We start from the raw sequence: 25,517 nt of genomic DNA, 5'->3' as shown, positions 1-25,517 counted from the left end.
CTGCGGCTGTTGGGCCTCGCAGACGCCCGTTCGGGGGCCATACGTGTGCGTCAGGCGGCGGCCCGCTGCTTGGACATCCGCGGGCAGGCAGCCTGCATGGATGCGTACACGCCGCGGCGGAACAGGATGTACCTCCTTTCGCCGCTCCGGCGAAAGGCTGCTATAGCAGAGGACCCTGCCGCCCCAGGCGAGCAGGGTCCTCTGTCGTTTTCAAAAGAACATCCCCATGAAGCCGTCGGGCCGCTCCTGGACCTGACTCCAGACCTCCCGGAAGAAGGCGGCGGGAATGGCCCGGGCCGTCACCTCCCCGGGGACAGCCAGCGTCCGCAGATCGGCGGGGAAGGGGTCCTTTGCCAGGGCCTCCTCCCGGCCGAAGGACCCGCCGCAGGCGTGGGTGAGCCCGTTGTCGTAAAATTCCACCCGGCGGACCTCCCGCCGGTTTTCGTCCAGCTCCGAGTAGATCTGCAGCGGCTCGTCGATGTCCGCCGTCTCCCGCTCAATCAGGACATATTCCATGTTGCGTACCTCCGTGTCTGTTCCAGTTTTCAAAAAAGGCCTCGATCTCCTCCCGGGCGGCCTCTGCGCTGCCCTGGGCGAAGCCGTTCCGCCCGCCTCCCCGGCCGCGGAGGGCGGCGTTCATGGCGGCCGTCAGCGGGGAGATGTCCCCGCTGCCCGCCTGGACCAGGGCGTAGGCGTACTGCCCGTCCTCCCCGGAGAACACCGCCGCCAGGCCGCCGCAGGCATGGGCCACGGCGTCCGCCAGCCGCCGCACGCCGTCGGGGCGCATGGGGGGCTGGAACAGGAGGGTGTCGCCCCTGCCCGCCGCCTCCCCGGCGATGCGGGCGAAGAGCTGCTTCTCCAGCGCCGCCAGGCGCAGCTTGGCGGCGGAGAGCTCCCCCTCCAGCCGCTCCACGGCGGCCAGAGTGTCCACCGGTTTCACCGACAGGCGCTGGCCGACGGCCCGGGCCTGGTCGTAGACGGCGGAGAGGTAGTCCGCCGCCCGCTTTCCGCAGAGAATCTCCAGCCGGACGCCCTCCCGAAACTTCTGGCAGGAGAGGACCTTCACCAGCCCCACCTGCCCCGCCCGCAGCACGTGGGTGCCGCAGCAAGCGCAGCAGTCGGCGCCGGGGAAGGTGACGATGCGGACCTGGCCGGTCAGCTCCTTTTTGGAGCGGTAGTCCAGGCGCTCCAGCGCCTCCCGGTCGGGATAGGCGATCTCCGCCGGGACGTCCTGCCAGATCACCGCGTTAGCCAGCCGCTCCGCCGCCAGGGCCTCCTCCCAGGAGATGTCGGCGTTGTAGTCGATGGTTACGGTGTCGGCGCCCAGGTGGAAGCCCACGTTGTCGCAGCGGTGGCGGGCGCAGAGCAGGCCGCTGAGGATGTGCTCTCCGGAGTGCTGCTGCATGTGGTCGAAGCGCCGCTCCCAGTCCAGAACGCCGGTGACGACGGCGCCGGCCTCCACCGGTTTCTCCAGCGTGTGGAAAATCACCCCGTCCCGCTCCTGGACGTCGGTGACGGGGATGCCGTCCAGGGTGCCGCGGTCGGCGGGCTGTCCGCCGCCCTCGGGATAGAAGGCGGTGCGGTCCAGCACCACCGTATAGCCGCCCTTGACGGCCCCACAGGCGCGGACCCGGGCGGTGAAGGTCTGTGCAAAGGGGTCCTGGTAATAGAGTTTTTCCGTCTCCATGTGGAAAACTTCCTTTCGTCACAGCAGTCCCAGGGCCTGTTTCCACCGGAGAACCCGGCGGCAGGCCGTGGTAACGGTCTCCTGGGAGAGGGCGCCGGACTGGACGGCCTCCAGGACCTTGGGAATCTGTGTGCGGTAATCGGTGGTGAGAATCAGATCGTTACCGGCCTCCAGGGCCAGCACCGCCACGGCCCCCTCCTCGGAATAGGCCGCCACGGCGTCCATGGCCAGATCGTCAGTCATCACCACCCCCTCAAAGCCCAGCTCCTCCCGCAGCAGCCGGTGGACGGCGGGGGAGAGGGAGGCGGGCAGGTCTGGGTCCATGCATTGGATGATGTTGTGGGACACCAGAATGGCGGTGGTCTCCCCGCCGGCGGCGATGCCGGCGGAAAAGGGGAGGAGGTCCGATGTCCGGAAGGTCTCCAGGGGCCGGGTGTCCAGGGCGATGCCGGTGTGGGTGTCGGCGTTGCTGCCGTAGCCGGGGAAGTGCTTGAGGACGCTGCCCATGCCGGCATCACGCATGGCCCCCACTACGGAGGCAACGTAGGCTGCCGTGGCCTGGGCGTCCTGTCCCAGCGTCCGGTCATAGATGAAGTTTGACGGGTCGGTGGAGACGTCGCAGACCGGGGCCAGGTTCACGTTGATGCCGTACCGGGCCAGGGCGGCGCTCTTCTCCCGGGCGTCTGCGGCGAAGGGGTCCTCTCCGTCCTTCCCCCGGGCCAGGAGGGCCTGGGGGGAGCGGAAGGTGCCCTCCGGAAACAGGTTCGGGTTGCGGCTGGCCCGGGTGACGGTGCCGCCCTCCTCATCGGAGCCGATGAGCAGGGGAATGCTGGCCGTGTCCTGGTAGCTCTGCACCGTCTGGGTAAAGGCCTCGGCGGTGAGCCAGCCGCCCCCGCCGTCCTGATAGTCCCTGCCGAAGAGCACGTAGCCCCCCAGGTGGTAGGACGCCACGTCCGCCGCGGCGTCCGATGCGGGGCAGCGGGCGAAGAACAACTGCCCCACCTGCTCCGCCAGGGACATGGAGGCGATCAGGTCGTCCAGCTGCTGCTGGGCGAGGTCCGGCTCCTCCTCCACAGGCGGCGGGGGGAGCGGCTCCTCCTCCGCGGGGGGCGGGGGCGGAGGGGGCGCCTCCGCGGCCGGGGAGGCGCCGCAGGCGGTGAGGAGCAGGGAGAGGGCCAGCAGGGCCGGGAGAGGGGCTCTCATGAGGGCCTCCCGCTTCCGGCGGCCTGCCCCTCATAGCGGTCGCAGAGGGCGATGAGGCCGTCCACCGTGTGGCCAAGCTGCTGGCGGTAGGCGATGTGGGCGCGGGTGGCCCGGAGGGCCTTTTCCAGCCCGGCGGTGCCGTCGTCCTGCAAAATGCGCTGGAAGAACCGCTCGGTGGCCGTCTGGTTGATGGCCCGCTTGTACACGGTGCCGCTGCGCATGTTTTTCACGGCGTACACATACATGATGGCGGAGGATTTTTTCATCCCGGTCCGCCTGGCCAGGTCCGCGACCTCCCGGTTGAAGTCCAGCCCCTCCTGGCGGTCGAGGCGGACGGCGCAGGCGTAACAGGCGAGAATCATCTCCTCGGTCATCTTTTGGCGGTGCGCCTCCGGCTCCTCCGGAGAAGAATCGACTGTTTCTTTTGTTTCATCGGAGAGTCCCGCGTTTTCTAAAGCAGAAATGCGGCGGTTCACCTCCCCGACAGTCTGTTCCAACGATTGAATGCGGGACATCAGCTCCAAAATAATGGCATCATACTGCATGATATCCCCTCCTTTCTGCCAATTAATATAGCAGGATTGAACAGAACTGTCAATAGAAATAATGGAAATAGATATGAAGCAAGAAAAGCGCACCGGCGGTGCGCTTTTCTTGCCGGTTATTTCTCTGGCGGAACCAGAGCGATGTGCAGCTCGTCCAGCTGCTTCTGGGTGACGGTGCCGGGGGCGCCCATCATCACGTCCTGGGCGTTTTTGTTCATGGGGAAGGGGATGATCTCCCGGATGGAGTCCTCTCCCGCCAGCAGCATCACCATCCGGTCCACGCCGGGGGCGATGCCCGCGTGGGGGGGTGCGCCGTAGGTGAAGGCGTTGTACATGGCGGGGAACTTGGCCTTCACGTCCTCCTCGCCCAGGCGGACCAGTTCGAAGGCCTTGATCATGATCTCCGGGTCGTGGTTCCGGACGGCGCCGGAGCTCAGCTCCACTCCGTTACACACCAGGTCGTACTGGTCGGCGGTGATGGACAGGGGGTCGATCTCTCCCCGCTCCGCCTTCCGCAGCACCTCCAGCCCGCCGGAGGGCATGGAGAAGGGGTTGTGGCAGAACTCCAGCTGGCCGGACTCCTCGCCGATCTCATACATGGGGAAGTCCACAATCCAGCAGAAGGCGTACTGCTCCTTGTCCATGTGGCCGGGAACCGCGGCGCCCAGGGTCTTCACCAGCACGCCGGCGGTCTTCTGGGCGGCGCCCAGGGACCCGGCGGCGAGGGCCACAAAGTCCCCCGGCTTCAGTCCCAGGGCTGCCACCACCTGCTCCTTGATGGGGGCGGCAAACTTGGCGATGCCGCCCACCGGCTCGCCGTTTTCGTCCAGGCGGAACCAGTAGGGCTTGCCGCCGGAGACCACCTCCACGTCGGAGAGGGTCTTGTCGATGAATTTCCGGGTCTCCTGGAAGCCGGAGACCACCACGGCCTTCACCACGGCTCCCTCGAAGGGGCCGAAGCCGCAGCCGCCCAGCACCGCCGTGGCGTCCTGTACCGTCAGATCGATGCGCAGATCCGGCTTGTCGGAGCCGTACTTCTCCATGGCCTCCCGGTAGGGGATGCGCTGGAAGGGGGCGCCGGAGGCCCGGTCATAGGTGCCGTATTTGGCGAAGATGGGGGGCAGCACGTCCTCCAGCACGGCGAACACGTCCTCTTGGGAGGCGAAGGCCATCTCCATGTCCAGCTGATAGAACTCGCCGGGGGAGCGGTCCGCCCGGGCGTCCTCGTCCCGGAAGCAGGGGGCGATCTGGAAATAGCGGTCGAAGCCCGAGGTCATCAGCAGCTGCTTGAACTGCTGGGGGGCCTGGGGCAGGGCGTAGAACTTGCCGGGGTGGTTCCGGGCGGGCACCAGATAGTCCCGGGCGCCCTCGGGGGAGGAGGCGGTGAGGATGGGGGTGGTGATCTCCAGGAAGCCGTGGTCCGTCATGGCCTGGCGCAGGGCGGAGACCACCTGGCAGCGCAGGATGATGTTCTTCTTCACGTCCGGGTTCCGCAGGTCCAGATAGCGGTATTTCAGGCGGGTGGCCTCGTCGGCCTCCCGGCTGCGGTTGATGGGGAAGGGCAGCTCGTTGTGACGGCAGCGGCCCAGGACCTCCACTTTAGAGGGGACGACCTCAATGTCGCCGGTGGGGAGCTTGGGGTTCTTGCTGGCCCGCTCCCGGACCGTGCCTGCCACGGAGAGGGTGGACTCCTTGTTGATGGACTTGAATTGGTCCACCATCTCCTCGGTCTCCGCCACCACCTGGGTGGTGCCGTAGAAGTCCCGGAGGACGACGAAGGCCAGACTGCCGCTGACCACCCGGACGTTTTCCATCCAGCCGACGATTTGCACCTGCCGGCCGGCGTCGCTGAGCCGCAGGTCCGCGCAGGTATGGGTACGAGATTGCATCATGGTTGGTTGATTCCTTTCTGTTGTATAGACTCTCTGCCGGGACGGGGGCCGGCGGGCCCCCGTTCCCTTATCCGTTCAGGGCGGCGTAGGCCGCGGCGGCCGCGGCGATGTCGACGGCCTCATAGGCGGCGGAGAACGCCGTCTTGGCGGCCTGGGACCAGGCCGCCACCTGAGCGGCGGCGGGGAAGCTGGCGGCGGTTTCGCTGATATACGCATCCTGGGAGGGGTCCAGCTTCAGCACCACCAGGTAGCGGTCCTCCTCCGCCAGCACGGCGGACACCTGCCCGTTGGACAGCCGCTCCAGGGCCTGGCGGTTTTCCAGCGTCAGGTTTTCGATGGAGATCAGGCCCGGCTGGGTGTTGTAGTCGTCGCTGTACTTCCAGATGAGGTATTCCAGATACTCCGTGTCGCCCCGGTGGGCGGCCATCTGGCTGCGGACGGTGTCGGCGGCCTCCCGGGCCTCGGCGTCGCTGTCATACCACCCCTCGTCGCCCCGGTAGATCACCGCATACTGGCCGTACACGCACCCGGCGTCCTTCAAGTAGCCGTTGAGCTGCTCGGGTGTGAGGGAGAAGGAGTCGGTCAGGTTCTCCTGGATATAGTAGGCGGTCATGACGGTGCGGCGGACCTGGTCGGAGTAGCCGTAGTGCCAGAGGTAGGACAGGGAGTCCGACACCGTCTTTTGCTCGGCGGTGAGGGGATAGTCCTTCTCGTGGTTCAGCAGCACCGCCAGCTGGGTGACGTCGGAAAGGGTGTCCTCCCGGACTTTCTGGGCCGGGGTCATGCCCCCCTTGTCGGGGGTGTTCCAATCGATGGGGGCGTCGACGTCGATGCCCTTCTTCTCCCGCAGGTAATCCCCGAAGTCGCCTTCAAATTCGGCGTCGCCCAAATAGGCCTCGAACTCCTGGGGATAGGTCTCGTAGTAGCTGAAGTAGTGGTCCATCTCCATGGTGGAGATGTTCTGGGTGAGGAAGTAGGTGTACAGCTCCGCGCTCACCGCATAGCCGTCCACCGTCAAGAGGGCGGTCTCCGGCGCCAGGCCCAGAAGCGCCTGGGAGAGCACCAGGACCTTGGGCGTGAAGGTCACCCGCTGAGCGGGGTCCACAATCCGGGCCAGCATGGCGGCGGCCTGGCCCCGGTTCAGCAGGCTGATGCCGTTGAAGGTGCCGTACTCGTCGCTGCCGGTGAGGATGCCGGCGTTATAGAACCGAAGCACGTCCGGGTCCCCGGAGTCCGGCAGGGTGGTGATGGTGTTGACGGCGGTCAAGGCGGTCTCCGGCAGCACCGCCGCCAGGAACCACACAAAGTCGTAGCGGTCGCAGGAGGCGGCGGCCACGTCCATGGGGAGGTAGTAGTTGTAGGAATTCTCCATGGAGGACAGGAAGCTCTGCAGGTAGTCGGCGGCCTCGCTCAGCTCCTGCTGCTGCGCCAGCATGGAGGAGAGATAGCGCACGGCGGGCTGGTACCAAGCCTCCCCGTCGGCGGGGGCGTCAAACTGGCCGGTGCCGCCGGAGAGCAGGCTGCTCAGCCGGGCGGTGATGACCAGAATCTGGCCGTAGGTCAGGGGGTCCTGGGGGGCGAAGGCGGTGGCGGACTTTCCGTCCATCAGCCCCGCCTCGTAGCAGGTCCGCACCGCTTCGTCGCACCAGGTGCCCTTGGTGTCGGTAAAGGCGGTGGTGTAGGTCCGTTTCTGGGGAACCAGGTTTTTGGGGTTGTAGGCCGCGGCGGGGAGGGTCAGGGAGACGGCCAGAACCAGGGCCAGCAGCAGGGACAGCAGGCGGGATCGTTTCATCATACACCTCCAAAATTCAATACAGATTGTATTGTAGTGCCAAAAAATTACGATGCGGATTCGCGGGGCGCGGCGATTTCCCACAGGATATCCCCCAGCGCCTGCCCGGCGGCCCGGCCGTCGGGGACGTGGCAGGGGAGGAATTGGGGCTGACGGGAGGTGCCGTAGGCCCAGCGGCCGTCGGAGAATTGCAGGGACACCCAATCGCCGTCCCCGCCGGAGAGCCGAATCAGCATGCGGTACTCCCCCTGGGCGGCCTGCCGCCCGCCGGCGGTGGGGGAGAGGGGGTGGAACAGCAGATTGGTGGGTGGGCGGCGGAAGCGGAGGCCCTCCAGCCGGGAGAGGAGGGTCCGCCCCTGCTCCGTGGAGACGTCCGCCTCCAGGGTGCGGGACTGGCTGTCCGGGGCGCTGCCGGAGCGGATCAGGGTGACGCGTATCACCGCAGGGCGCAGCGCCGGGTCCAGAATGTGGAAGGTCACGGGGCGGTAGTACCACAGTCCCGCCAACAGTACCAGGGTCAGGAGGACCGGGGAGACGGCGTATTTCCAGGTACGGTTTTTCATGGCGCCTCCCGGGGCAGCAGGGCCCAAACGGCCTCCCGGAAGGCGGCGGAGGCCGCCTCCCCGCCGGAGAGGGTGACGATGCAGGAACGGCCTCCCGAGAGGCGCAGCTCCCACTGTTTCACGTGGAATTCCAGGGTGAGGGCGGTCTCCATCTCCGGTACGGTATCCAGCGTCACATGGCCGTGGTACGCCGCCCCGAGGGGAGGGGGGAAAGGGGGGATGGACCCCGTCCACCGGTCCGCGGCCTGGATTGCGCTGCGCACCGGGGCGCGGCGGAAGCGGAGTTCCGGCAGCGCCTGACGGACCTCCGAAAAGGCCGGGTCCTCCGGCAGCAGGGGCATCTGGCGGGCGGCCTCCTCCTGGCCGGGGTCGGGCAGGAACCGATAGGCAAACAGATAGATGCGGGAGAGGGGTTCCTCCGGCAAAAAGGCGGACAGGGGCAGGAGGCGGATGTACCACAGGAAGGCGGCCAGCGCCGCGGCCAGGACTGCGGCAGAGATCCGGATCCGTTTGACGGCGGCCATCGCGCATCCCTCCTCGCAATCGACGTTATTCCAGGATGACGGCGCCCTTCTCCCGCTCCGCCAGGCCCGCCTTGATGCGGTAGACGGTGGCGGCGGCGTCCAGCTTGGTCTGCTCGCCGGTGGTCATGTCCTTGCAGGCCACCACGCCGTCGCGGATCTCGTCCTCCCCCAGGAAGATGACGTAGGGGATGCCCAGCTTGTCGGCGTAACCGATTTTCTGCTTGAACTTCTTGTCCTCGCAGTGGAGCTGGGTGCGGATGCCGTTTTCCCGCAGGCGGGTGGCCAGGGAGACGGCCGCGGACAGGTCCTCCGTCATGGGGAGGATCAGCACGTCCGCCGGGGCGGTGGGCAGGTCGGGGTTCAGCATGCCCTGCTCGCCCAGAACGTAGAACAGCCGGGTCAGGCCGATGGAGATGCCCGTGCCGGGGAGCTGGCGGTCGGTGTAGAAGGCGGCCAGGTTGTCGTACCGGCCGCCGGAGCAGACAGAGCCGATCTCCGGGTGGTCCAGCAGGGTGGTCTCATAGACGGTGCCGGTGTAGTAGTCCAGGCCCCGAGCGATGGTCAAATCCACGGCGAAGTTTTCCTGGGGCACGCCGAAGTCCCCCAAATACCGCACCACGGTGCCCAGCTCCTCCAGCCCCTGGTCGAACAGGGGGTTCCGGCCCCGGTAGGCCTCCAGGGCGGCGAGGACCTCGCCGCTGCCGCCGCCGATGGCGATGAACTGCAAAATCTCGTCGGCTGCGGCATCCGCCACGGCGAACTCCTCCACCAGCAGGGCCTTCACCTTGTCAGGGCCGATTTTTTCCAGCTTGTCCACGGTGCGCATCACGTCGCCGGACTGCTCCGCCAGGCCCAGCATGGCGTAAAAGCCGTTGAGAATCTTCCGGTTGTTTACCCGGATTTGGAAGCGCCGGAGGCCCAGGGAGGAGAAGGTCTTATAGATGATGGCGGGAATCTCCGCCTCGTTGATGATGGAGAGCTTGCCGTCCCCGATGATGTCGATGTCCGCCTGGTAGAACTCCCGGAAGCGGCCCCGCTGGGCCCGCTCCCCCCGGTAGACCTTGCCGATTTGGTAGCGGCGGAAGGGGAAAGAGAGGTCGTTGTAGTGCAGGGCCACGTATTTGGCCAGGGGTACCGTCAGATCAAAGCGGAGGCTCAGGTCCGCGTCGCCCTTCTGGAAGCGGTAAATCTGCTTTTCCGTCTCGCCGCCGCCCTTGGCCAGCAGCACCTCGCTGGACTCGATGACGGGGGTATCCAGGGGGGTGAAGCCGTAGAGGGCGTAGGTGCGGCGCAGGACCTCCATGATGCGCTCCATCTGCTGCTGGGGCGCGGGCAGCAGCTCCATAAAGCCGGACAGGGTCCGGGGGGTCATTTTGGCCATGGTTCTGGTCTCCTTTTGTTCCTTAATACAGATACTTGCATTATAACATACTTTTGGAAAAAATAATGCTCTCGTCCCAAAAACTTTGGGACGAGAGCAAAAAACGCTTCGTGGTGCCACCCAAATTCAAGGCCCGTGGGCCTCCTTTGGCCTCCGTTGGACGGGGAGGGTGCCGTGGGCGTCTCCGCCCCCGCTCCGCCGCGGTCCTTCCTCCGGGCCGAGCGGGACCTTTTCAGCGGGGGGTCCCTCTCTGTGGGTCGGCTTGCGGAGTACTGCTGCGGCTTCGTCGCGGTATTTGGTTGGAAGGGGAGGGGCTCAGGCGATGGGACGGGTGGAGGGGTTGACGATGCAGCGCCAGTCCAGATCGCCCCGGGCCAGGCCCAGCACCAGCATCTCCGCCGTGGCGATGTTGCTGGCGAAGGGAATGTTGTTCTGGTCGCACAGGCGGGAGATATAGGACACGTCGCCGGCCATGCTCTCGTTGCTGGGATCGTTGAAAAACAGCACCAGATCGAACTCGTTGTAGGCAATGCGGGCGCCGATCTGCTGGCTGCCGCCGTGGGCGTAGGAGAGGAAGCAGTGCACATTGAGCCCGGTGGCCTCGGCCACCATGTGGCCGGTGGTGTTGGTGGCATAGATGTGGTGCTGGGAGAGAATCCCGGCGTAGGCCGTGCAGAACTGAACCATCAGGTCCTTCTTGTTATCGTGGGACATCAACGCGATATTCATGGGAGGAGCTCCTTTCTCTTTATTTGATGCGCAGCAGGGGGACTCTTCCGCCCTGCAGGCGCTTGGCGATATTCCGGTAAGCGGAGGCGGCCTGGGAATCCGCCAGCAGGAGGGGAACCCCCCGGTTCAGGCACAGGGGCAGGGCGTCGTCCTCCGGCACCACCCCGAGAAGGGGCAGGCCCGCCTGGTCAATGGCGTCGTCAATGGTGGCGTGCATGCTGCGCAGCAGTTTCTTCCGCACCCGGTTCACCACCAGGTGCAGCGTCCCGCCGGGGAAGCGGCTCAGCTCCATGACGGTGTGCTGGGCGTCCCGCAGGGAGGAGGCGTCGGTGGTGGTGACCACCACCACCCGGTCGGCGGCGCAGGTGGCCAGCAGAAAGCCGCCGCCCAGGCCCGCCGGCGCGTCCAGCAGACAGTAGTCGTATCGTTTTCGGACCTCTTTGAGGAGGTCGGCCATCTGGGTCTCCGTCACAGGGCGGCCCCGGCTGCGGATGGGGGCGGTCAGCAGGTACAGCCCCGGCAGTTGGGGGTGCTCCACCACGGCGGCGTCCAGGGCGCAGCGGCCCTGGGCCACGTCGGAGAAATCCATCATGGCCCGGTCGGTGAGCCCCAGGGCCAGATCCAGGTTCCGTAGCCCCACGTCGCAGTCCAGGCACAGCACCCGCCGGCCGCTGAGGGCCAGGGCGGCGCCCACCCCCGCTGCGAAGGAGGTTTTGCCGGTGCCTCCCTTTCCGGAGACCACGGCGATGCATTGTCCAAGTGGCTTCATGCCCGGACTCCCTTCCAAACGTCCCATACGATCTATTATAACGGATTCTTCTTGATTTTTGCAAATGCCCGGGGATATTTTTGGGGCGTCTCCCCAATTTTTTGAATGAGAATCAGCCGGTGGCGAACCTCCGTGCCCGGAATGGCATAGTCGGCGCAGCGCTCCACCCGTCCGCCCAGCAGGGAGATGGCCCGTCCGGCCTCCTCCAGCTCCCGGTCCGCGTCCAGGGACTTCATGGCCAGGAAGGTTCCCCCCACCTTCACCAGGGGGAGGCACAGCTCCGCCAGCAGCCGCAGATTGGCCACCGCCCGGGAGGTCACGATGTCGAAGGCGCCCCGCTGCCCGGCGGCGAACTCCTCCGCCCGGCCGTGGACGCAGGCCACGTCCCCCAGGTCCAGGGCCTCACAGACCTCTTTCAAAAAGTCGATGCGCTTGTTCAGGGAGTCCAGCAGCGTCAGGCGGATGGTGGGCTCCAGAATCCGCAGGGGGAGGCCGGGAAATCCGGCGCCGGTGCCCACGTCCGCCACGGTCTTGCCCCGGAACTCCGCCAGGGTCAGCAGGGCGGCGCTGTCCAGAAAGTGAAGGGAGGCGATGTCCGCCGGGTCCGTGATGGCGGTGAGGTTCATCACCTTGTTCCGCTCCGCCAGCAGCTCCCCGTAGCGCAGCAGGGCGGGGACGCCGTCCTCCGGCAGCCCCAGGGCTGCCAGGCCCTCTCGCAAGAGCTGTTCCATTACGCCCGCTCTTTCAACAGGTCCCGGATCTCCGTCAGCAGCACCTCTTCCCGGGAGGGCGCCGGCGGGGCGGGGGGCGGGGCCGCCTCTTTTTTGCGGTGGAGGGCGTTCACGGCCTTGATGAGACAGAACACCGCAAAGGCGATGATGAGAAAGTCCAGAATGGCGGCCAGGAAGGCGCCGTAGTTGATGGAGACGGCGGGGGCGGCCACCTCGCCGGCGGCGTCCAGCACCGCCTCCTTCAGCACCACCTTCCAGGCGGAGAAATCCACCCCGCCGGTGAGCATGGAGACGGCGGGCATGATGACGTCGTTGACCAGGGAGGTGGAGATTTTGCCGAAGGCGCCGCCGATGATGACGCCCACAGCCATGTCCAGCACGTTGCCCCGGGCGATGAACTGTTTGAATTCTGCGAGAAAACCGTTGGGTTTTGCCAAGGTTGAGCACCTCCTGTTGGATGGCATGAAACGCGGTGTGTTGACATTTTATCCCGTATGAAGGGGGGAGTCAATCGGTTGCGTTCAATTTTTTGTGATTTTTTTGAAACAATCTTACAGCTGGACCCGCAGGGCGGGGACCAGGACCCGGGAGAGTATCACGGCGGCCTGTCCCCTGGTGAGGGGGGGCGTTGGGGGCGAAGCGGCCCGCCTGGTCCACGCCGGTGAGAATCTCGGCGTTGTACAGGGCCAGCACGGCCTCCGGATTGCGCTTGTAGGGCGGGGGGATCCTCCGCGGGCGCCATGTCCGGCACGGCGTCGAGGCAGTTGACGGCCTCCAGATCCGGGCAGACGGACCAGAGGGCCGCGGCGAAGTCCTCCCGGGCGGCGGGGGTGTCCGTGCTGGTTTCGGCGTCGTCCATGTGGGCGGTGGAGAGGGGCTCCAGGCCGCTGCGGTAGACCAGGCCGTACACCGCCGGAAACCACCACTGGTCCAGGGTGCCGTCCGCCTGCCAATCCCGCCACCGGGAGGCCACCCTCCCGTCGTACCACGCCAGGCGCTCGGCCACCTCGCCGCCGGACACCGCCTCTCCCAGGTCAAAGCGGTAGAAGTCGGTGAGGAGGGTTTGGGTGGTGAGCGCGCCGGTCTCCGGGGCCTCGTCCATGTATTCGTAGATGCTCTCCTCAGGAATCAGGACGCCGGTGGCGGACAGGGCCGCCGGCCGGCCCGGCTCCCCCAGCTCCAGCCGCAGCGAGGGCTGCCCCGGCGAATACGTCTCCCGGACAAAGCGGAGGGTCAGCTGGTGGGGGCCGTAGCCGATGGGCCGGACGTCCCCCGGGTGGGCAACCTGCCGGTCCCCGTCGTAAAAGCGGACGGCGTCGTTGGGATCCTCCGGCAGGGGCGGCGTCTGGGCGGTGCCCCGGGTCCGCCACTGGTACAGCCGGTCGGTCAGCACCATCAGCTCCGCCCCGTTCAGCAGGCCCTGGGGATCGAAGGCCTCCGCTGATTTCCCGTTCAGCAGTCCCGCCCCGCAGCAGAGCGCCACGGCCTGGCAGCACCAGCCTCCGGGCGCCACATCTTGAAAAGCGGGGGAGGGTGGAGCAAAGGCGCGGCTGTATCCGCTGCGGCGCAAGGGATACAGGCTGGTGACAGCAATAGAGCCGATAGAAGGCCGCAAAGGGAAGCTTTCATCAAGGCAATCCGTTCTATTCGCTGGAAACGGGTTTAACAAATAGTAGGAATGACGGGGTTTATTACAATTTGTATTACTTTTTGGGGACCAGCAGGGCGGTGCCGCCCATGTAGGGCCGCAGCACCTCGGGAATCCGCACGGTGCCGTCGGCCTGAAGGTTGTTCTCCAGGAAGGCGATCAGCATCCGAGGGGGCGCCACGCAGGTGTTGTTCAGGGTGTGGCACAGCTGCATTTTTCCGGCGTCGTCCTTGTAGCGGATGTGGAGGCGGCGGGCCTGGGCGTCGCCCAAGTTGGAGCAGGAGCAGACCTCAAAGAACTTCTGCTGGCGGGGAGACCAGGCCTCGATGTCGCAGGATTTGCATTTCAGGTCCGCCAGGTCGCCGGAGCAGCACTCCAGCTGCCGCACGGGGATGTCCAGGGAGCGGAACAGCTCCACGGAGTATCGCCAAAGCTTCTCGTACCAGTCCATGGACTCCTCCGGCCGGCAGACCACGATCATCTCCTGCTTTTCAAACTGGTGGATGCGGTATACGCCCCGCTCCTCGATGCCGTGGGCGCCCTTCTCCTTGCGGAAGCAGGGGGAGTAGGAGGTGAGGGTCTGGGGCAGCTGGTCGGCGGGGAGCACCTGGTCGATGAAGCGGCCGATCATGGAGTGCTCGCTGGTGCCGATGAGGTACAGGTCCTCGCCCTCAATCTTGTACATCATGGCGTCCATCTCCGTCTGGCTCATGACGCCCTCCACCACGTTGCTGTGGATCATGAAAGGGGGGATGCAGTAGGTGAAGCCCTTGTCGATCATGAAATCCCGGCCGTAGGCCAGCACCGCCTCGTGAAGCCGGGCGATGTCCCCCAGCAGGTAGTAGAACCCGTTGCCGGAGACCCGGCCCGCGGCGTCCAGGTCGATGCCGCCGAAGGACTCCATAATCTCCGTGTGATAGGGGATGGGGAAGACGGGCACCGCGGCCTCGCCGAAGCGCTCCACTTCCACGTTGCAGGAGTCGTCGGGGCCCAGGGGCACGCTGCCGTCGATCATCTGGGGGATTTGCAGCATCCGCTTGTGCAGGTCTGCCTCCAGGACGGTCTCCTGTGCCTCCAGCTCCGCCAGGCGGTCCGCCTGCTCCTTCACCTGGGCCTTCACCGCCTCGGCCTCCGCCAGCTTGGCGGGGTCCCTTTTGGCCTGGCCCATCAGCATGCCGATCTGCTTGGACAGCGCGTTGCGGTTGGAGCGCAGCTGGTCCGCCTCGGCAATGGCCGCCCGGCGCTTGCCGTCCAGCTCGATGACCTCGTCTACCAGGGGCAGCTTGGCCTCCTGAAATTTTTTGCGGATGTTCTCCCGCACCGCCTCGGGGTTCTCCCGAATGAATTTGATATCCAGCATGGTTGTCACCTCATAAAAGTATTGAATGGGGGATGTTTCACGTGAAACATGCCTATTTGTTCAAAACCGCCTCTTTCAGCTGCTGATAGCGCTGGGACGGCGCCGTGACGTCGCCCATGGCCTCCTGGGGCAGCCGCTCCACCAGGCCGCCGTCCTCCATGGTCTGAAGGATGCCGCGGCAGGTCTCGTAGTCCTCGCCCAGGTAGGCCTGCTGCAAGGTGTAGAGGGCCAGCAGGGCGTCGGCCTCCTGCTGGACTTCCAGCAGGGCCTGGTCGCTGTCCGCCTTCTCCTGGCGGAGCCGGTCCATCTGCTCCTCGGCGGCGGCCAGCTCCTCTTGCAAAGCGATGATCTTCTCCTGGGTCTGCTGCACCGCCTGCATGGTGCTGACGGAGTTTTGCAGCTCGCCCATGACCTCCGTGTTGCTGCGCTGGTGCATCAAAAAGGACAGGGCCATCAGCAAAAACGCGGCGATGAAGAGGACCATAATATAAATGATGACGGGCTTTTTGTCCTTGGCGGGCTTTTCCGCCTGCTCGGGCAGGTCCTCCCCGCCGGTGCTGCGCTTTTCCAAGTTCATACGTCGGCTCCCTTTCCGCCCTTTTGCAGCCGGATCAGGGCCAGAGCCTCCAGAAGATCGTTCAAATCGTCCACGCCGTAGTACTCCAGCTCAATGCGGCCCTTTTTCCGGCCGGTGACGATGCGGACGCCCCGGCCCAGCCGGGAGGACAGGTCCTTCTGGGCCTCGGCGGCGTAGTCCACGCCGGCGGTGATGGGGGGCGGGACCGGCTTTTTCTCCGCCGCCAGGCGTTTGGCCAGGGCCTCGGTCTGCCGGACGGACAGCCCGCCGGACACCACGGCCCCGGCGGCGTTTTCCTGGAGGGTGGGGGAGAGGGGCAGCAGGGCCCGGGCATGTCCCGCGGAGAGCTTGCCGCTCTCCACCAGCGTGCGGACGGAGGGAGTCAGCCCCAGCAGCCGCAGGGCGTTGGTGACGGTGCTACGGGATTTGCCCACCCGCTGGGCCGCCTCCTCCTGGGTCATGTGGTAGTTGTCGATGAGGGCCTGAAAGCCGGCGGCCTCCTCCATGGGGTTCAGGTCCTCCCGCTGGAGGTTTTCGATCATCGCCAGCTCCGCAGCCTTCCGGTCGTCCGCCTCGATGACAATGGCGGGGACCTCCGAGAGGCCCGCCAGCCGGGCGGCCCGCCAGCGCCGCTCCCCGGCGATGATCTGGTAGTAGCCGGAGGCCAGCTTCCGCACGGTCAGGGGCTGGATGATGCCGTGCTCCCGGATGGACTCCGCCAGCTCCGCCAGGGCGGCCTCGTCAAAGGCCTTCCGGGGCTGGGAGGAGCAGCTCTCCACCTGGGAGATGGGCAGGTACAAACTGCCGCTGGATTCGCTTTTCAATACGTCGTCGCCCAGCAGGGCGCCGAGACCCCGGCCGAGGCCGGAGGGTTTTTTGGATGCCATGGAAACACTCCTTTTTCAAAAGGCTCAGGCGCTCTGCTTCTTCAAGAATTCCGCCGCCAGGGCGGCGTAGGCCTCCGCGCCCCGGGAGGCCCGGTCATAGGCGGTGATGGGCTTGCCGTGGCTGGGGGCCTCGCTCAGGCGCACGTTTCGGGGAATGACGGTGGCGTAGACCTTGCCGGGGAAGTAGTGCTTCACTTCCTCCGCCACCTGAAGCGCCAGATTCGTCCGCCCGTCGAACATGGTCAGGAGCACGCCCTCCAAATCCAGCCGGGGATTCAGGGAGCGGCGGACGATGCGGACGGTGTTCATCAGGTCGGAAAGCCCCTCCAGGGCGAAGTACTCCCCCTGCACCGGCACCAGAATCGCATCGGCGGCGCAGAGGGCGTTCAGCGTCAGCAGTTCCAGGGAGGGGGGACAGTCGATAAAGATAAAGTCGTACCGGTCCTGCACGGAGGAAAGGGCGTCCCGCAGGAGAAACTCCCGCCGCTCCATGCCGATCAGCTCGATGCCCGCCCCGGCCAGGGCCTTGTTGGAGGGCAGCACGTCCCCGAAGCGGGTATGGACCAGGGCGTCCTCCGTGGCGGATTCGCCGATCAGCACCTGATAGACCCCCTTGGAGAGGCTCTTGTCCACGCCCATGCCGGAGGTGGAGTTGGCCTGGGGGTCAAAATCGCACAGCAGCACCCGCCGGCCCGTCTCCGCCAGGGCGGCGGCCAGGTTCACACAGGTGGTAGTCTTCCCAACGCCGCCCTTTTGATTGACAATTGCAATGGTCTTTGCCACAGAGGCACCTACTTTCCAAAATCCGCAGATCATCGGGTTTTTCACATACGGACATATTATATCAACTGTCACAGAGGCTTGCAAGGTCAAAAGGAGAAAAACGCAAAAAAAGGAGCGTTTCACGGGAACCCCCATTCCAACAAAACAGGCGGCGATGTTTCACGTGAAACATCGCCGCCTGACGATTACAGCAGCAGCATACCGCCCCGGGGGGGAAGCCGGAGGGAGAGGAAGCCATCCTCCGGGGAGAGGGCGTCGCCGGAGAGCCGGTCCGTGACAGTTCCGCCGGTCCAGGGGAGGCGGAGGACGTGCTCCGCCCGGTCGGCATTGACCGCCACCACCGTCCGCTCCCCCGGTACCTCCCGGGCGAAGGCCAGCAGGGGACCCTCCGCGTGGAGCCAGTGGAGGGCGCCCCGCTGGAGGGAGGGCCGCTGGCGGCGCAGCAGCCCCAGCAGGGCGAAGTGAGAGGAGAGGGCCCGGTCCTCCCGGCCCCAGGGATAGCCCCCCCGGTTGAAGGGGTCCTCAAAGCCCTCCATGCCCGCCTCGTCGCCGTAGTAGATGGTGGGGGCGCCGGGGAAGGTGAAGAGCACCAGCGCCGCCAGCCGGAGCAGGGCCAGCCCCTTGGCCCGTGCGTCGGGGGAGAGGCGGTAGGCCGCCCGCTGGTCCTTGGTGGGCGGGGTGTAATCGGTGCCCAGCACCGTCAAAATGCGGGGGGTGTCGTGGGTGCCCAGGAAATTCATGGCGGAGTAGAAGGCGGCGGGGGGGTAGTTCTCCCGGATGGTCTCCATCCGGTCCCAAAATTTTTCCGCGCCGCCGCCCTTCAGATAGTCCAGCAGGGCGCTGCGGAAGGGGTAGTTCATCAGCCCGTGGCACTCTCTGCCCAGAAGGTACCGGCGGCGCTGGGAGTAGGCGATTTTGTTGGAGCCGTCCTCCCACACCTCGCCGATCAGCAGGGCGTCGGGGTCCGTCTCCTCCAGGGCGGTCCGGGCCTCCTCAATAAACCAGTCCGGCAGCTCATCCGCCACGTCCAGCCGCCAGCCGGAGGCCCCCAGCCGCAGCCAGCGGCGCAGCACCGCCTCCTGGCCGCCGATGATATAGTCCACATAGCTGGGGCTCTCCTCCCGGACGGCGGGCAGGGTGCGGATGCCCCACCAGGCGTCGTAGTCCGAGGGCCAGGGGTGGAAGGAAAACCAGTCGTAGTAGGGGCTCTCTGTGCTCTGGGCGGCGCCCAGGGTGGGGTAAAAGCCGTCGTCGTTGAAGTAGAGGCTCTGGGAGCCGGTGTGGTTGAACACCCCGTCCAGCAAAACCCGGATGCCCCGCCGGCGGGCCTGGGCGCACAAGTCCTGGAACTCCGCCTCGGTGCCCAGCATGGGGTCCACCTTCGTGTAATCCGCCGTGTTGTAGCGGTGGTTGGAGGCGGACTCGAAAATGGGGCAGAGGTACAGGGTGGTCACCCCCAGGCTGGCTAAGTGGTCCAGCTTGGAGGCGATGCCCGCCAGGGAGCCGCCGAAAAAGTCCCGGTTGCGAATCTCCCCGTCCGGGTCCGGCCGCCACTCCGGCGTGTCGGACCAGTTCTGGTGCACCCAGCGGTTGCCCACCAGGCCCTGGGGGTCGGGGACGGAGAGGCGGCAGAAACGGTCTGGAAAAATTTGGTACGTCACGCCGGCGCCGAACCAGTCGGGCGTGTGGCTTTCGCGATAGGTGGTCAGCTGCCAGGGGTCGCACTGGCCGTCGCTGCGGTAGCCGGTCCGGTCCAGTTCGCAGCCGGTGCCGTCCTCCCGCCAGAAGCGGAAGTGATACCAGGTGAGCTCCGGCTCGCCGGGGGCCTCCACGTCGGCGGAGAAGCAGGTCCGCTCTCCCTCCGGCCCCAGGCAGGGCAGCTCCACCTCCTGGAGGCGGTCGGAAAACTCGTGGTGGAGGACCAGGGCGCAGTGGGAGAAGTCCTCCTGGGCCAGGGGGCGGCAGGAGAAGGTGATGGTCTGCCCGCAGGGGACGGCGCCGAAGGGGTCTTTGCAGCGGCGGCTGCGGGAGTCGAAAACAAACGGTTCGCTCATAGCAGGGCTCCTTTGTTTGGATTGAAGGGAACAGGCGCCGCGGTTGCCCCGCCCCGGAACGCCTGTCCGGGGCGGGGCAATCGCGGAAAGGGAAGGGGCGGGTTAGGGCAGCAGCTCGTTTTCGCCGATGACGGCGGTGCCGATCTCGTCGGCGGTAAAGTAGGCGTTGAGGATGCTGACGGCGGTGGAGGCCAGGGCGGAGCCGGAGCCGCCCTCCTCGATGACGATGGCCACGGCGATCTCCGGGTCCTCATAGGGGGCGAAGCACACGAACACGCCGTTGTTGGTGAAGTTGCCGCCCCGCTGGGCGGTGCCGGTCTTGGCGCCGGCGGACACCACGCAGTTGCGAAAGTAGGAGGAGAGGGAGCCGGTGGTGGTCAGGTCGTACATGCCCTTTTTCACCGCCTGGAGGGAGGAGTCCCGGATGTCGATGACGTTGGCGGGGGAGGTGTCGCCGGTGGCCAGCACCTGGGCGTTGTCGTAGGATTTCACGGCCTTGAGCAGATGGGCCTGGCAGTGCTTGCCGCCGGAGACCAGGGTGGCCAGGGCGTTGGCCAGCTGGACGGGGGTGTACACCTGGTTGGCCTGGCCGTAAGCCGCCCAGGGGGCCTGGTTCTGGCCCTGGGGGTTTTGGGGCAGGGTGCCCAGCTTATCCCCGATCTCGATGCCGGTGCTCTCCCCCAGGCCGAAGGCGGTGAGGTAGTCCCGCAGGGTGTCCATGCCCATGCGGTAGCCCATCTCCGCGAAGAAGTAGTTGCAGGAGTTGGTGATGGCGCCGGAGACGTTCAGCAGCCCGTGGCCGGCGTGGTTCCAGCACCAGGTGTAGCTCTCCGGGGAGCCGGGATAGACCCACTTGCCGGTGTCCCGGATTTTCTCCGTGACAGTGACGGCGCCGGACTCCAGGGCGGCGATGGCGGTGAAGGGCTTTAGGGTGGAGCCGGGAGGGTAGATGCCCTGGGTGGCCCGGTTCAGGAGGGGCCTGCCGGGGTTCTCCTCCGGGCTGTTCAGGCTGTTGAAGGTCTGGCGGTAGGTGGACAGGTCAAAGGTGGGATAGGACGCCAGGGCCAGAATCTCCCCGGTGCCCACCTTCTCCACCACGGCGGCGGCGCCCCGGGAGGCGTGGCCGTCCTCCTCGTTCATGGAGGTGACGGTGGCCGCCAGGGTGTTCTCCACCGCCTCCTGGAGCTTGAGGTCAATGGTCAGCTCCACGGTGCTGCCCGGCTCCGGCTCCTCGGAGTAGAACTCGCCGGTGATCTTGCCGTCGCTGTTGGAGGAGACCACCCGGCGGCCGTCGGTGCCCTTGAGGTACTTCTCAAAGGCCAGCTCCGCCCCGTCCTTGCCGATCCAGTCGTCCATGTCGTAGCCCTGGCCCTTCAACTGGTCCCAGTCCTCCTTGTACAGCCGCCCCACGGTGCCCAGGATGTGGGCGGCGTAGGTGGTCTCGTACTCCCGGACGGTGGAGCTGCCCACCCGGGCGCCGGCGAAGCCGCCGTCGCTGAGCAGGGAGATGAAGGTGGTGTCGATGTCCTCCGCCAGGATGTAGGCGTCGTAATTGTCCAGCTTCCGCAAGGACAGCTCGTACTGGACCCCCAGCACCAGCCGGGCGTCCCCCAGGGAGAAGTCTGCGGGCAGCTTCAGTGTCTCCCGCATCATATTCAGCAATCCGGCGGCGGTGACGCCTGCCCGGGTCAGCAGGGGGGCGGTGAGGGTATCGGCGGTGAGCAGGTCCACCAGGGCCTTGGCCTTGTTGTCGTCGGAGAGCTCCGTCTGGGCCAGGATGGCGGCGGCCTCCTCGCCCTCCAGCGATTCCGGGTGCTGGAGGAGGTAGGTGCCCAGCAGCGACCGGGCGCCGGAGAGGGACTTCACGTAGGTGACGAAGCGGTTTTTCTGGATGGCGGACTGCTGGTCCAGCGTGTAGGTGAAGGGCGCCTCCCGGGTGATGGGCAGATTGTCCTCCCAGTCCACGCCGTGGCTCTGGCACAGCTGCACCAGGCGCAAAATGGCCTCGTTCTCGTCCTCGCCGTCCCGCAGGAGGCTGGCGTCAAAGGTCAGATTGTAGGTGGAGCGGTTGGACACCAGGGGCCGCCCGCTGCGGTCGGTGATGATGCCCCGGGAGGCCTCCACCTTCTCCTCCCGGGCGATGGAGCGGATGGACTGGGCCATGTACTTGTCGTATTCGTTCACCTGGATGTTGTACAGCACCCCCAGGTAGATCAGCAGCACCGCCGCCAGAAAGCCCCCCAGGAGGCCCAGGCGGAGAAGCCGGTTTTCCTTGTGGTCCATCATGGGAACTCTCCTTTGCTTGGCTTAGTCGTCCCGGTGGGTCCGGCGGTACAGCCGCCGGAACAGCGCCGTCAGCGGCAGGGACAGGGGGGCGGTGACGCAGAATTCCCGCAGGGCCAGAAAGGCGCCGGGCCCCCAGGCGGCCTTGCCGCCGATCCACAGCAGCAGGCAGTGGCCCAGGCCCGTGAGCAGGAAGGCGGCGGCGGTGGACACCAAGGAGCACAGAAAGCCCGCCCGGAGCACGCCCTGGGCCAGCAGCCCGGCGCACAGCCCCGCCAGGGGGAAGACCAGGGTGTAAAAACAGGGGAAGGCGCCGGGCAGCAGCAAATCGCACACCACGCCCAGCCCCAGGGCGAAGGCGGTGCCGGGGACGGGGCCCTCGTAGGTGGCGGGCACCACGGCCAGCGCCGGGTAGAGAAAGGGGATGACACCCCACAGCGTGACGCGCTGAAGCACCGCCCCCTGGAACAGGATGCAGGCCAGGGCGGCGGCGGCGTAGAGCGCCCACTTCAAAATGGTCTCATTTCTGGCAAACACGCAGGTGCCTCCTCACGCGCACAGGGTCCGGGAATGGGTCAGGTCACGATGTCGAAGTCCTTAATGACAAAGACCTCCGTCAGCGCGTCAAAATCCACGCTGGGGGCCAGGATGGCATAGGAGGCGGCGCCGGAGTCGTCCACCTGCACCTCCTCCACGGAGCCGATCACCAGGCCCGAGGGATAGAACCCGCCCAGGCCCGAGGTCTCCACCAGATCGCCCCCCAGCAGCTGGCAGTCCGCCGGGAGGAAGTCCAGCCGCAGCCGGCCGTCCCCCATCAGGGAGAAGTCCCCCTGGGCCAGGCCCAGGTCTTTGGTGCGGAACACCCGGGCGCCCAGGGAGGTGTCCGTGTCCACAATGGTCAGTACCTTGGACCAGTTGGTGCCCGTCTCGCTGACAATGCCCACCAGGGCGCCGGTCTCGTCGATCACGCAGTCGTTCACCGCCACGCCGTGGAGGGTGCCCTTGTTCAGCGTCAGGGAGGAGGTCCAGTTGGTGACGGCGTGCTCCGTGATATAGGCGGCCTCGTAGGTGAACTCCCGGCGCTGCTCCCGCAGGTTCAGCAGCTCCCGGTAGCGCCGGTTCTCCTCCTGGTACGCCTCCGCCTGGCGGACCGCCTCCTCCATCTGGGCAATCCGTACCCGCAGGGCGGCGTTCTCCTCCTCCAGGGCGGTGGTGTCCTTGTAGTAGGCCTGCTTGTCGTTGAACCAGGTGGCCACCGCGGTGTAGGCGGAGCGGAAGGGGGAGGCCAGGACGTTCACCGCATTGGTCAGGGGAGAGGAGGTGTTGCTGAGGAAGGACAGGACGGCCAGCGCCACGGCGATCACCGCCGCGGCGAACAGCACCCAGATGCCGTGGTCTTTCAGAAAGTTTTTCAAAACGCGTCCTCCTTTGGAGGGTCATACTCTGTTCCGCCCGAGAGAGGGCTCAGTCGAAAAAAGAGATGCCGAAGCGGCCCAGCATCCGGCTCAGCCGCAGCACCGGCAGCCCCATGACGTTGAAGAAGTCGCCGTTGAGCTTTTCCACCAGCAGCGCCCCCTTGCCCTGGACGCCGTAGGCCCCGGCCTTATCCATGGGCTCTCCGGTGCGGATGTAGCCCAGCAGCTCCGCCTCCGTGGCGGGGCGGAAATAGACCTCCGTGGCCTCACTCTCCGTCAGGGAGCGGTCCCCCCGGCGGACGGTGACGCCGGTGCAGACGGTGTGGTGCCGCCCCTGAAGGGCGGTCAGCATCCGCAGCGCGTCCGCCTCGTCCCGGGGCTTTCCCAGCCGCTCCTCGTCCAGAAACACCATGGTGTCGGCGGTGATGACGATCTCCTCCGGCGTGCACAGCCGCCCCGCCGCCTCCGCCTTCTCCCGGGAGATGTACTCCACGGTCTCCCGGGGGTTCAGCCCGGCGGGATAGGTCTCCTCCGTCTCCGGCACCCGGACGTCGAACTCCGTGATGCCGATGCGCGCCAGCAGCTCCCGCCGCCGGGGGGAGCCGGAGGCCAGTACGATCTTCGCCATAGGGGCCTCACTTTCCCGTGGAGCCGAACCCGCCCCGGTCGGGGCCGTCCAGGTGCTCCACTTGGATGAATTCCAGCCGGGGCTGGTTGCGGACGATGCGGAACTGGCAGATGCGGGCGTTCTTCTCAATGGTCACGTCCCGGGTGGCGTAGGCGGGCATCCGCCACTGGTCCCCCTCCCCGCAGTAGGAGGCGTCCACCACCCCCATGGAGTTGGCCTGCAATACGCCGTAATTTTTGAAGGTGGAGCTGCGGGGCACGATGTGGGCCTCGTAGCCCTCCGGCAGGGCGATGGCCACCCCCAGGGGGATCAGCCGGAACTCCCCGGCCCGGAGGGTCACGGTCTCCGCCGCGTGGAGGTCGATCCAGTCGGATTTCCCCGCCACATAGCACAGCGGGTCGATGCCCTCCACCAGATATTTTACCTTGATTTCTTCCATGTGAAACTCCAAATACAATACTTTTGGTATATTATTACTAATACATTACAAAACGGAATCAGATTTTGGGAAAATCCTCCCTCATTCCACGCCCCGCTCGTAGAGCCCCCGGGTGAAGGCCCCCTCGGCGGGCCGGTCCGCCAGATAGTCCCGGAACACCTGGACGCAGGTCTCCGGGGACTCGGTGGTGAAGCGCAGGCGGGCGTAGGCCAGGCCCAGGCGCCGGTAGTCCGGCCGGTCCGCCAGCCACAGCACCTTGCTGTTTTGGATCTCCGTCCGGTGGCCGAAGGCGGGCAGCAGGGGGAAGGCGGCGCCGGTGCGGTCCCGGAGGACGTTCTCCCGGCGGCAGGGGGCAGAGGCGGGGATGGGCCCGGCGCCGTCCAGGCGACAGCCGGTCTCGTTTTGCACCAGGCAGTTCTCGGTGATCATCAGCGGCAGGCGGCCGTAGACAATGGCCTCTCCGGGCAGGAGCTTGGGCAGGTCCCGGAGCTGGGCAAAGCGCAGCTCGAAGGAGAGGCAGGCGGAGGCCAGGCCCTTCTCCCGGAGATAGGCCAGGGCCCGGGCGTTGAATACGTTGAGGCCGTAATCCCCCCACAGCGCCAGCCCCAGTCCCCCGGCCAAGGGGAAGTGGCCCAGGTTCCCCAGCAGGGCGCCGGTGACGCCCAGGGACCTGGCCCGCTCCAGCTGGCGGCGGAGGTCCGCCTCGTCCCGGTCCCGCCAGACCCGGGGCAGCACGGCGCCCCAGGCGGTGTCCGCCTCCGGCAGGGCGTCCATGTCCGAGAGCACCTCCAGCGGGAGGTACACCCGGGCGGGGCGGCAGTCCAGAAGGCGGGGCGTCAGCTGCTCCTCCCGGGAGAGGGAGACGGTGTAGGCGGGGGCGGAGGCGGCGCAGTCCGCCTCCGGCAGGGGGGGCACCGGCAGCTCCCGCCGAACCGGGGGTGCGGTGCGGGCGGCGGAGAGGGCCTCCAGGGCCTGCCGCCGCAGGGCGTTCAGGGCGCTGGCGGGGAGGGACAGCCCCTCCGCCACCTCCACCTCTGCCCCGCCGCAGCGGTAAGCGGTGCCGCCGGTTTTTTCCAGACGGGCGCGGACCTCCTCCGCCGTGAGAGCGCGGCTGCGGGCGGCCTCCGGCACGGCTCCGGCGACGGTGACGCACCGCCCCTCCGGGTCCCGGGCGGTCAGGGTGCAGGGCGCCCCGGCGGCGATGCGGCAGGAAAAGCGGACCGGCACGGTCCGCAGGGCGTCCTTCTCATAGGCGGCCCGGGCCTCGTTGAAGAGGGCCTTGGGATCCGGGGCGTTCTCCGGGCGGGTGCCGAACATGGCCGCGCCGCGGCGGGAGCGCCAGTACCCGTCGGTGAAGCCGGCGCGGGAGAAGGCCTGGTCCAGCTCCGCGGCTTCGGCGGCGGTGGGCCCCCGGCCCTCCTCCAACAACCGCGCGTAGATGCGGGTCACCACGGCCACGTACTCCGGCCGCTTCATCCGCCCCTCCAGTTTCAGGCAGTCCACCCCCAGCGCCGCCATCTCCTCCAGCTCCCCGGCGAGACACCGGTCCTTCAGGCTCAGGGGATAGGCATTGCGCCGCCCGCTGCCGCCGGCTGCCCCGGATGCCGCAGCGGATGTTCTGCTCCGC

At 66.8% G+C, this 25,517-nt stretch carries 25 protein-coding genes; all 25 read right to left on the bottom strand.

All coding sequences use genetic code 11. The features are described from left to right. Positions 1 to 210: 210 nt before the first annotated feature. Complete coding sequence (locus QZS21_RS03020) at positions 211 to 516, bottom strand: DUF6881 domain-containing protein (RefSeq protein ID WP_295580115.1); 306 nt, start codon at positions 514 to 516, stop codon at positions 211 to 213. Continuing rightward, the gene (locus QZS21_RS03015; protein ID WP_295580113.1) at positions 497 to 1,687 is read right to left on the bottom strand and encodes an alanyl-tRNA editing protein; all 1,191 of its coding nucleotides are present in this window, start codon (positions 1,685 to 1,687) and stop codon (positions 497 to 499) included. Before QZS21_RS03015 ends, QZS21_RS03020 begins: the two co-directional genes overlap by 20 nt. An 18-nt stretch (positions 1,688 to 1,705) precedes the next feature. Next, a complete protein-coding gene (locus QZS21_RS03010; RefSeq protein ID WP_295580111.1) occupies positions 1,706 to 2,890 on the bottom strand; it encodes a glycoside hydrolase family 3 protein in 1,185 nt (394 codons plus the stop codon). Then, positions 2,887 to 3,435 (bottom strand): hypothetical protein, encoded by a 549-nt coding sequence (locus QZS21_RS03005; RefSeq protein ID WP_295580110.1) that lies wholly within the window; start codon positions 3,433 to 3,435, stop codon positions 2,887 to 2,889. The genes QZS21_RS03010 and QZS21_RS03005 overlap by 4 nt, the downstream gene beginning before the upstream one ends. A 116-nt stretch (positions 3,436 to 3,551) precedes the next feature. Next, positions 3,552 to 5,327, bottom strand: a complete 1,776-nt coding sequence (aspS, locus tag QZS21_RS03000) for an aspartate--tRNA ligase (RefSeq protein ID WP_295580107.1) — start codon at positions 5,325 to 5,327, stop codon at positions 3,552 to 3,554. Between the two features lie 67 nt (positions 5,328 to 5,394). After that, on the bottom strand, positions 5,395 to 7,119 hold the full coding sequence (locus tag QZS21_RS02995) for an S-layer homology domain-containing protein (RefSeq protein WP_295580105.1): 1,725 nt from the start codon (positions 7,117 to 7,119) through the stop codon (positions 5,395 to 5,397). A 47-nt stretch (positions 7,120 to 7,166) separates the two neighbouring features. Then, positions 7,167 to 7,682, bottom strand: coding sequence for a hypothetical protein (locus QZS21_RS02990; protein WP_295580103.1), 516 nt, complete (start codon positions 7,680 to 7,682; stop codon positions 7,167 to 7,169). After that, positions 7,679 to 8,206, bottom strand: coding sequence for a hypothetical protein (locus tag QZS21_RS02985; protein WP_295580101.1), 528 nt, complete (start codon positions 8,204 to 8,206; stop codon positions 7,679 to 7,681). Before QZS21_RS02985 ends, QZS21_RS02990 begins: the two co-directional genes overlap by 4 nt. Positions 8,207 to 8,231: 25 nt before the next feature. After that, positions 8,232 to 9,587 carry a histidine--tRNA ligase gene (hisS, locus tag QZS21_RS02980; protein ID WP_295580097.1) on the bottom strand — a complete coding sequence of 452 codons (1,356 nt, stop codon included), beginning with the start codon at positions 9,585 to 9,587 and terminating at the stop codon, positions 8,232 to 8,234. Between the two features lie 315 nt (positions 9,588 to 9,902). Then, positions 9,903 to 10,316, bottom strand: a complete 414-nt coding sequence (locus QZS21_RS02975; protein WP_295580092.1) for a methylglyoxal synthase — start codon at positions 10,314 to 10,316, stop codon at positions 9,903 to 9,905. Positions 10,317 to 10,335: 19 nt separating this feature from the next. Continuing rightward, the gene (locus QZS21_RS02970) at positions 10,336 to 11,085 is read right to left on the bottom strand and encodes an AAA family ATPase (protein ID WP_295580088.1); all 750 of its coding nucleotides are present in this window, start codon (positions 11,083 to 11,085) and stop codon (positions 10,336 to 10,338) included. A 35-nt stretch (positions 11,086 to 11,120) separates the two neighbouring features. Then, complete coding sequence (rsmG, locus tag QZS21_RS02965; protein ID WP_295580083.1) at positions 11,121 to 11,816, bottom strand: 16S rRNA (guanine(527)-N(7))-methyltransferase RsmG; 696 nt, start codon at positions 11,814 to 11,816, stop codon at positions 11,121 to 11,123. Further along, on the bottom strand, positions 11,816 to 12,253 hold the full coding sequence (gene mscL, locus QZS21_RS02960; RefSeq protein WP_295580077.1) for a large-conductance mechanosensitive channel protein MscL: 438 nt from the start codon (positions 12,251 to 12,253) through the stop codon (positions 11,816 to 11,818). The genes rsmG and mscL overlap by 1 nt, the downstream gene beginning before the upstream one ends. Positions 12,254 to 12,411: 158 nt before the next feature. Further along, positions 12,412 to 13,299 (bottom strand): hypothetical protein, encoded by an 888-nt coding sequence (locus QZS21_RS02955; protein ID WP_295580074.1) that lies wholly within the window; start codon positions 13,297 to 13,299, stop codon positions 12,412 to 12,414. Between the two features lie 220 nt (positions 13,300 to 13,519). Next, on the bottom strand, positions 13,520 to 14,824 hold the full coding sequence (serS, locus tag QZS21_RS02950; protein ID WP_295580072.1) for a serine--tRNA ligase: 1,305 nt from the start codon (positions 14,822 to 14,824) through the stop codon (positions 13,520 to 13,522). Positions 14,825 to 14,876: 52 nt separating this feature from the next. Continuing rightward, on the bottom strand, positions 14,877 to 15,401 hold the full coding sequence (locus tag QZS21_RS02945; RefSeq protein WP_295580069.1) for a hypothetical protein: 525 nt from the start codon (positions 15,399 to 15,401) through the stop codon (positions 14,877 to 14,879). Next, positions 15,398 to 16,288, bottom strand: a complete 891-nt coding sequence (locus tag QZS21_RS02940; protein ID WP_295580067.1) for a ParB/RepB/Spo0J family partition protein — start codon at positions 16,286 to 16,288, stop codon at positions 15,398 to 15,400. Before QZS21_RS02940 ends, QZS21_RS02945 begins: the two co-directional genes overlap by 4 nt. Positions 16,289 to 16,312: 24 nt before the next feature. Beyond that, positions 16,313 to 17,071, bottom strand: coding sequence for a ParA family protein (locus QZS21_RS02935; RefSeq protein ID WP_295580063.1), 759 nt, complete (start codon positions 17,069 to 17,071; stop codon positions 16,313 to 16,315). A gap of 185 nt (positions 17,072 to 17,256) precedes the next feature. Then, positions 17,257 to 19,125, bottom strand: coding sequence for a glycoside hydrolase family 13 protein (locus QZS21_RS02930; protein WP_295580057.1), 1,869 nt, complete (start codon positions 19,123 to 19,125; stop codon positions 17,257 to 17,259). A gap of 102 nt (positions 19,126 to 19,227) precedes the next feature. Further along, entirely contained in the window at positions 19,228 to 21,411 is a 2,184-nt protein-coding gene (locus QZS21_RS02925; RefSeq protein ID WP_295580052.1) for a penicillin-binding transpeptidase domain-containing protein, read from the bottom strand. A gap of 21 nt (positions 21,412 to 21,432) precedes the next feature. Beyond that, positions 21,433 to 21,945, bottom strand: coding sequence for a hypothetical protein (locus tag QZS21_RS02920; protein WP_295580050.1), 513 nt, complete (start codon positions 21,943 to 21,945; stop codon positions 21,433 to 21,435). Between the two features lie 38 nt (positions 21,946 to 21,983). Further along, on the bottom strand, positions 21,984 to 22,823 hold the full coding sequence (mreC, locus tag QZS21_RS02915; RefSeq protein ID WP_295580048.1) for a rod shape-determining protein MreC: 840 nt from the start codon (positions 22,821 to 22,823) through the stop codon (positions 21,984 to 21,986). A gap of 49 nt (positions 22,824 to 22,872) precedes the next feature. Further along, entirely contained in the window at positions 22,873 to 23,451 is a 579-nt protein-coding gene (locus QZS21_RS02910; protein ID WP_295580046.1) for a nucleoside triphosphate pyrophosphatase, read from the bottom strand. Positions 23,452 to 23,458: 7 nt separating this feature from the next. Further along, on the bottom strand, positions 23,459 to 23,890 hold the full coding sequence (locus QZS21_RS02905; protein WP_295580044.1) for a dUTP diphosphatase: 432 nt from the start codon (positions 23,888 to 23,890) through the stop codon (positions 23,459 to 23,461). A gap of 81 nt (positions 23,891 to 23,971) precedes the next feature. Then, a partial coding sequence (locus QZS21_RS02900) for a U32 family peptidase (RefSeq protein ID WP_295580042.1) occupies positions 23,972 to 25,517 on the bottom strand: 1,546 nt, incomplete at its 5' end.

The sequence above is a fragment of the uncultured Oscillibacter sp. genome, assembly GCF_900544955.1.
Taxonomy (GTDB): domain Bacteria; phylum Bacillota; class Clostridia; order Oscillospirales; family Oscillospiraceae; genus Oscillibacter.
Note: the sequence above shows the minus strand (reverse complement) of the source record. Positions and strands in the feature narration are given on the sequence as shown.

Bases quoted from the DNA above. Each gene is read 5' to 3' on its own strand.
- QZS21_RS03020 (WP_295580115.1), bottom strand. From the start codon at position 516: ATGGAATATGTCCTGATTGAGCGGGAGACGGCGGACATCGACGAGCCG.
- QZS21_RS03015 (WP_295580113.1), bottom strand. From the start codon at position 1,687: ATGGAGACGGAAAAACTCTATTACCAGGACCCCTTTGCACAGACCTTC.
- QZS21_RS03010 (WP_295580111.1), bottom strand. From the start codon at position 2,890: ATGAGAGCCCCTCTCCCGGCCCTGCTGGCCCTCTCCCTGCTCCTCACC.
- QZS21_RS03005 (WP_295580110.1), bottom strand. From the start codon at position 3,435: ATGCAGTATGATGCCATTATTTTGGAGCTGATGTCCCGCATTCAATCG.
- aspS (WP_295580107.1), bottom strand. From the start codon at position 5,327: ATGATGCAATCTCGTACCCATACCTGCGCGGACCTGCGGCTCAGCGAC.
- QZS21_RS02995 (WP_295580105.1), bottom strand. From the start codon at position 7,119: ATGAAACGATCCCGCCTGCTGTCCCTGCTGCTGGCCCTGGTTCTGGCC.
- QZS21_RS02990 (WP_295580103.1), bottom strand. From the start codon at position 7,682: ATGAAAAACCGTACCTGGAAATACGCCGTCTCCCCGGTCCTCCTGACC.
- QZS21_RS02985 (WP_295580101.1), bottom strand. From the start codon at position 8,206: ATGGCCGCCGTCAAACGGATCCGGATCTCTGCCGCAGTCCTGGCCGCG.
- hisS (WP_295580097.1), bottom strand. From the start codon at position 9,587: ATGGCCAAAATGACCCCCCGGACCCTGTCCGGCTTTATGGAGCTGCTG.
- QZS21_RS02975 (WP_295580092.1), bottom strand. From the start codon at position 10,316: ATGAATATCGCGTTGATGTCCCACGATAACAAGAAGGACCTGATGGTT.
- QZS21_RS02970 (WP_295580088.1), bottom strand. From the start codon at position 11,085: ATGAAGCCACTTGGACAATGCATCGCCGTGGTCTCCGGAAAGGGAGGC.
- rsmG (WP_295580083.1), bottom strand. From the start codon at position 11,816: ATGGAACAGCTCTTGCGAGAGGGCCTGGCAGCCCTGGGGCTGCCGGAG.
- serS (WP_295580072.1), bottom strand. From the start codon at position 14,824: ATGCTGGATATCAAATTCATTCGGGAGAACCCCGAGGCGGTGCGGGAG.
- QZS21_RS02945 (WP_295580069.1), bottom strand. From the start codon at position 15,401: ATGAACTTGGAAAAGCGCAGCACCGGCGGGGAGGACCTGCCCGAGCAG.
- QZS21_RS02940 (WP_295580067.1), bottom strand. From the start codon at position 16,288: ATGGCATCCAAAAAACCCTCCGGCCTCGGCCGGGGTCTCGGCGCCCTG.
- QZS21_RS02930 (WP_295580057.1), bottom strand. From the start codon at position 19,125: ATGAGCGAACCGTTTGTTTTCGACTCCCGCAGCCGCCGCTGCAAAGAC.
- QZS21_RS02925 (WP_295580052.1), bottom strand. From the start codon at position 21,411: ATGATGGACCACAAGGAAAACCGGCTTCTCCGCCTGGGCCTCCTGGGG.
- QZS21_RS02910 (WP_295580046.1), bottom strand. From the start codon at position 23,451: ATGGCGAAGATCGTACTGGCCTCCGGCTCCCCCCGGCGGCGGGAGCTG.
- QZS21_RS02905 (WP_295580044.1), bottom strand. From the start codon at position 23,890: ATGGAAGAAATCAAGGTAAAATATCTGGTGGAGGGCATCGACCCGCTG.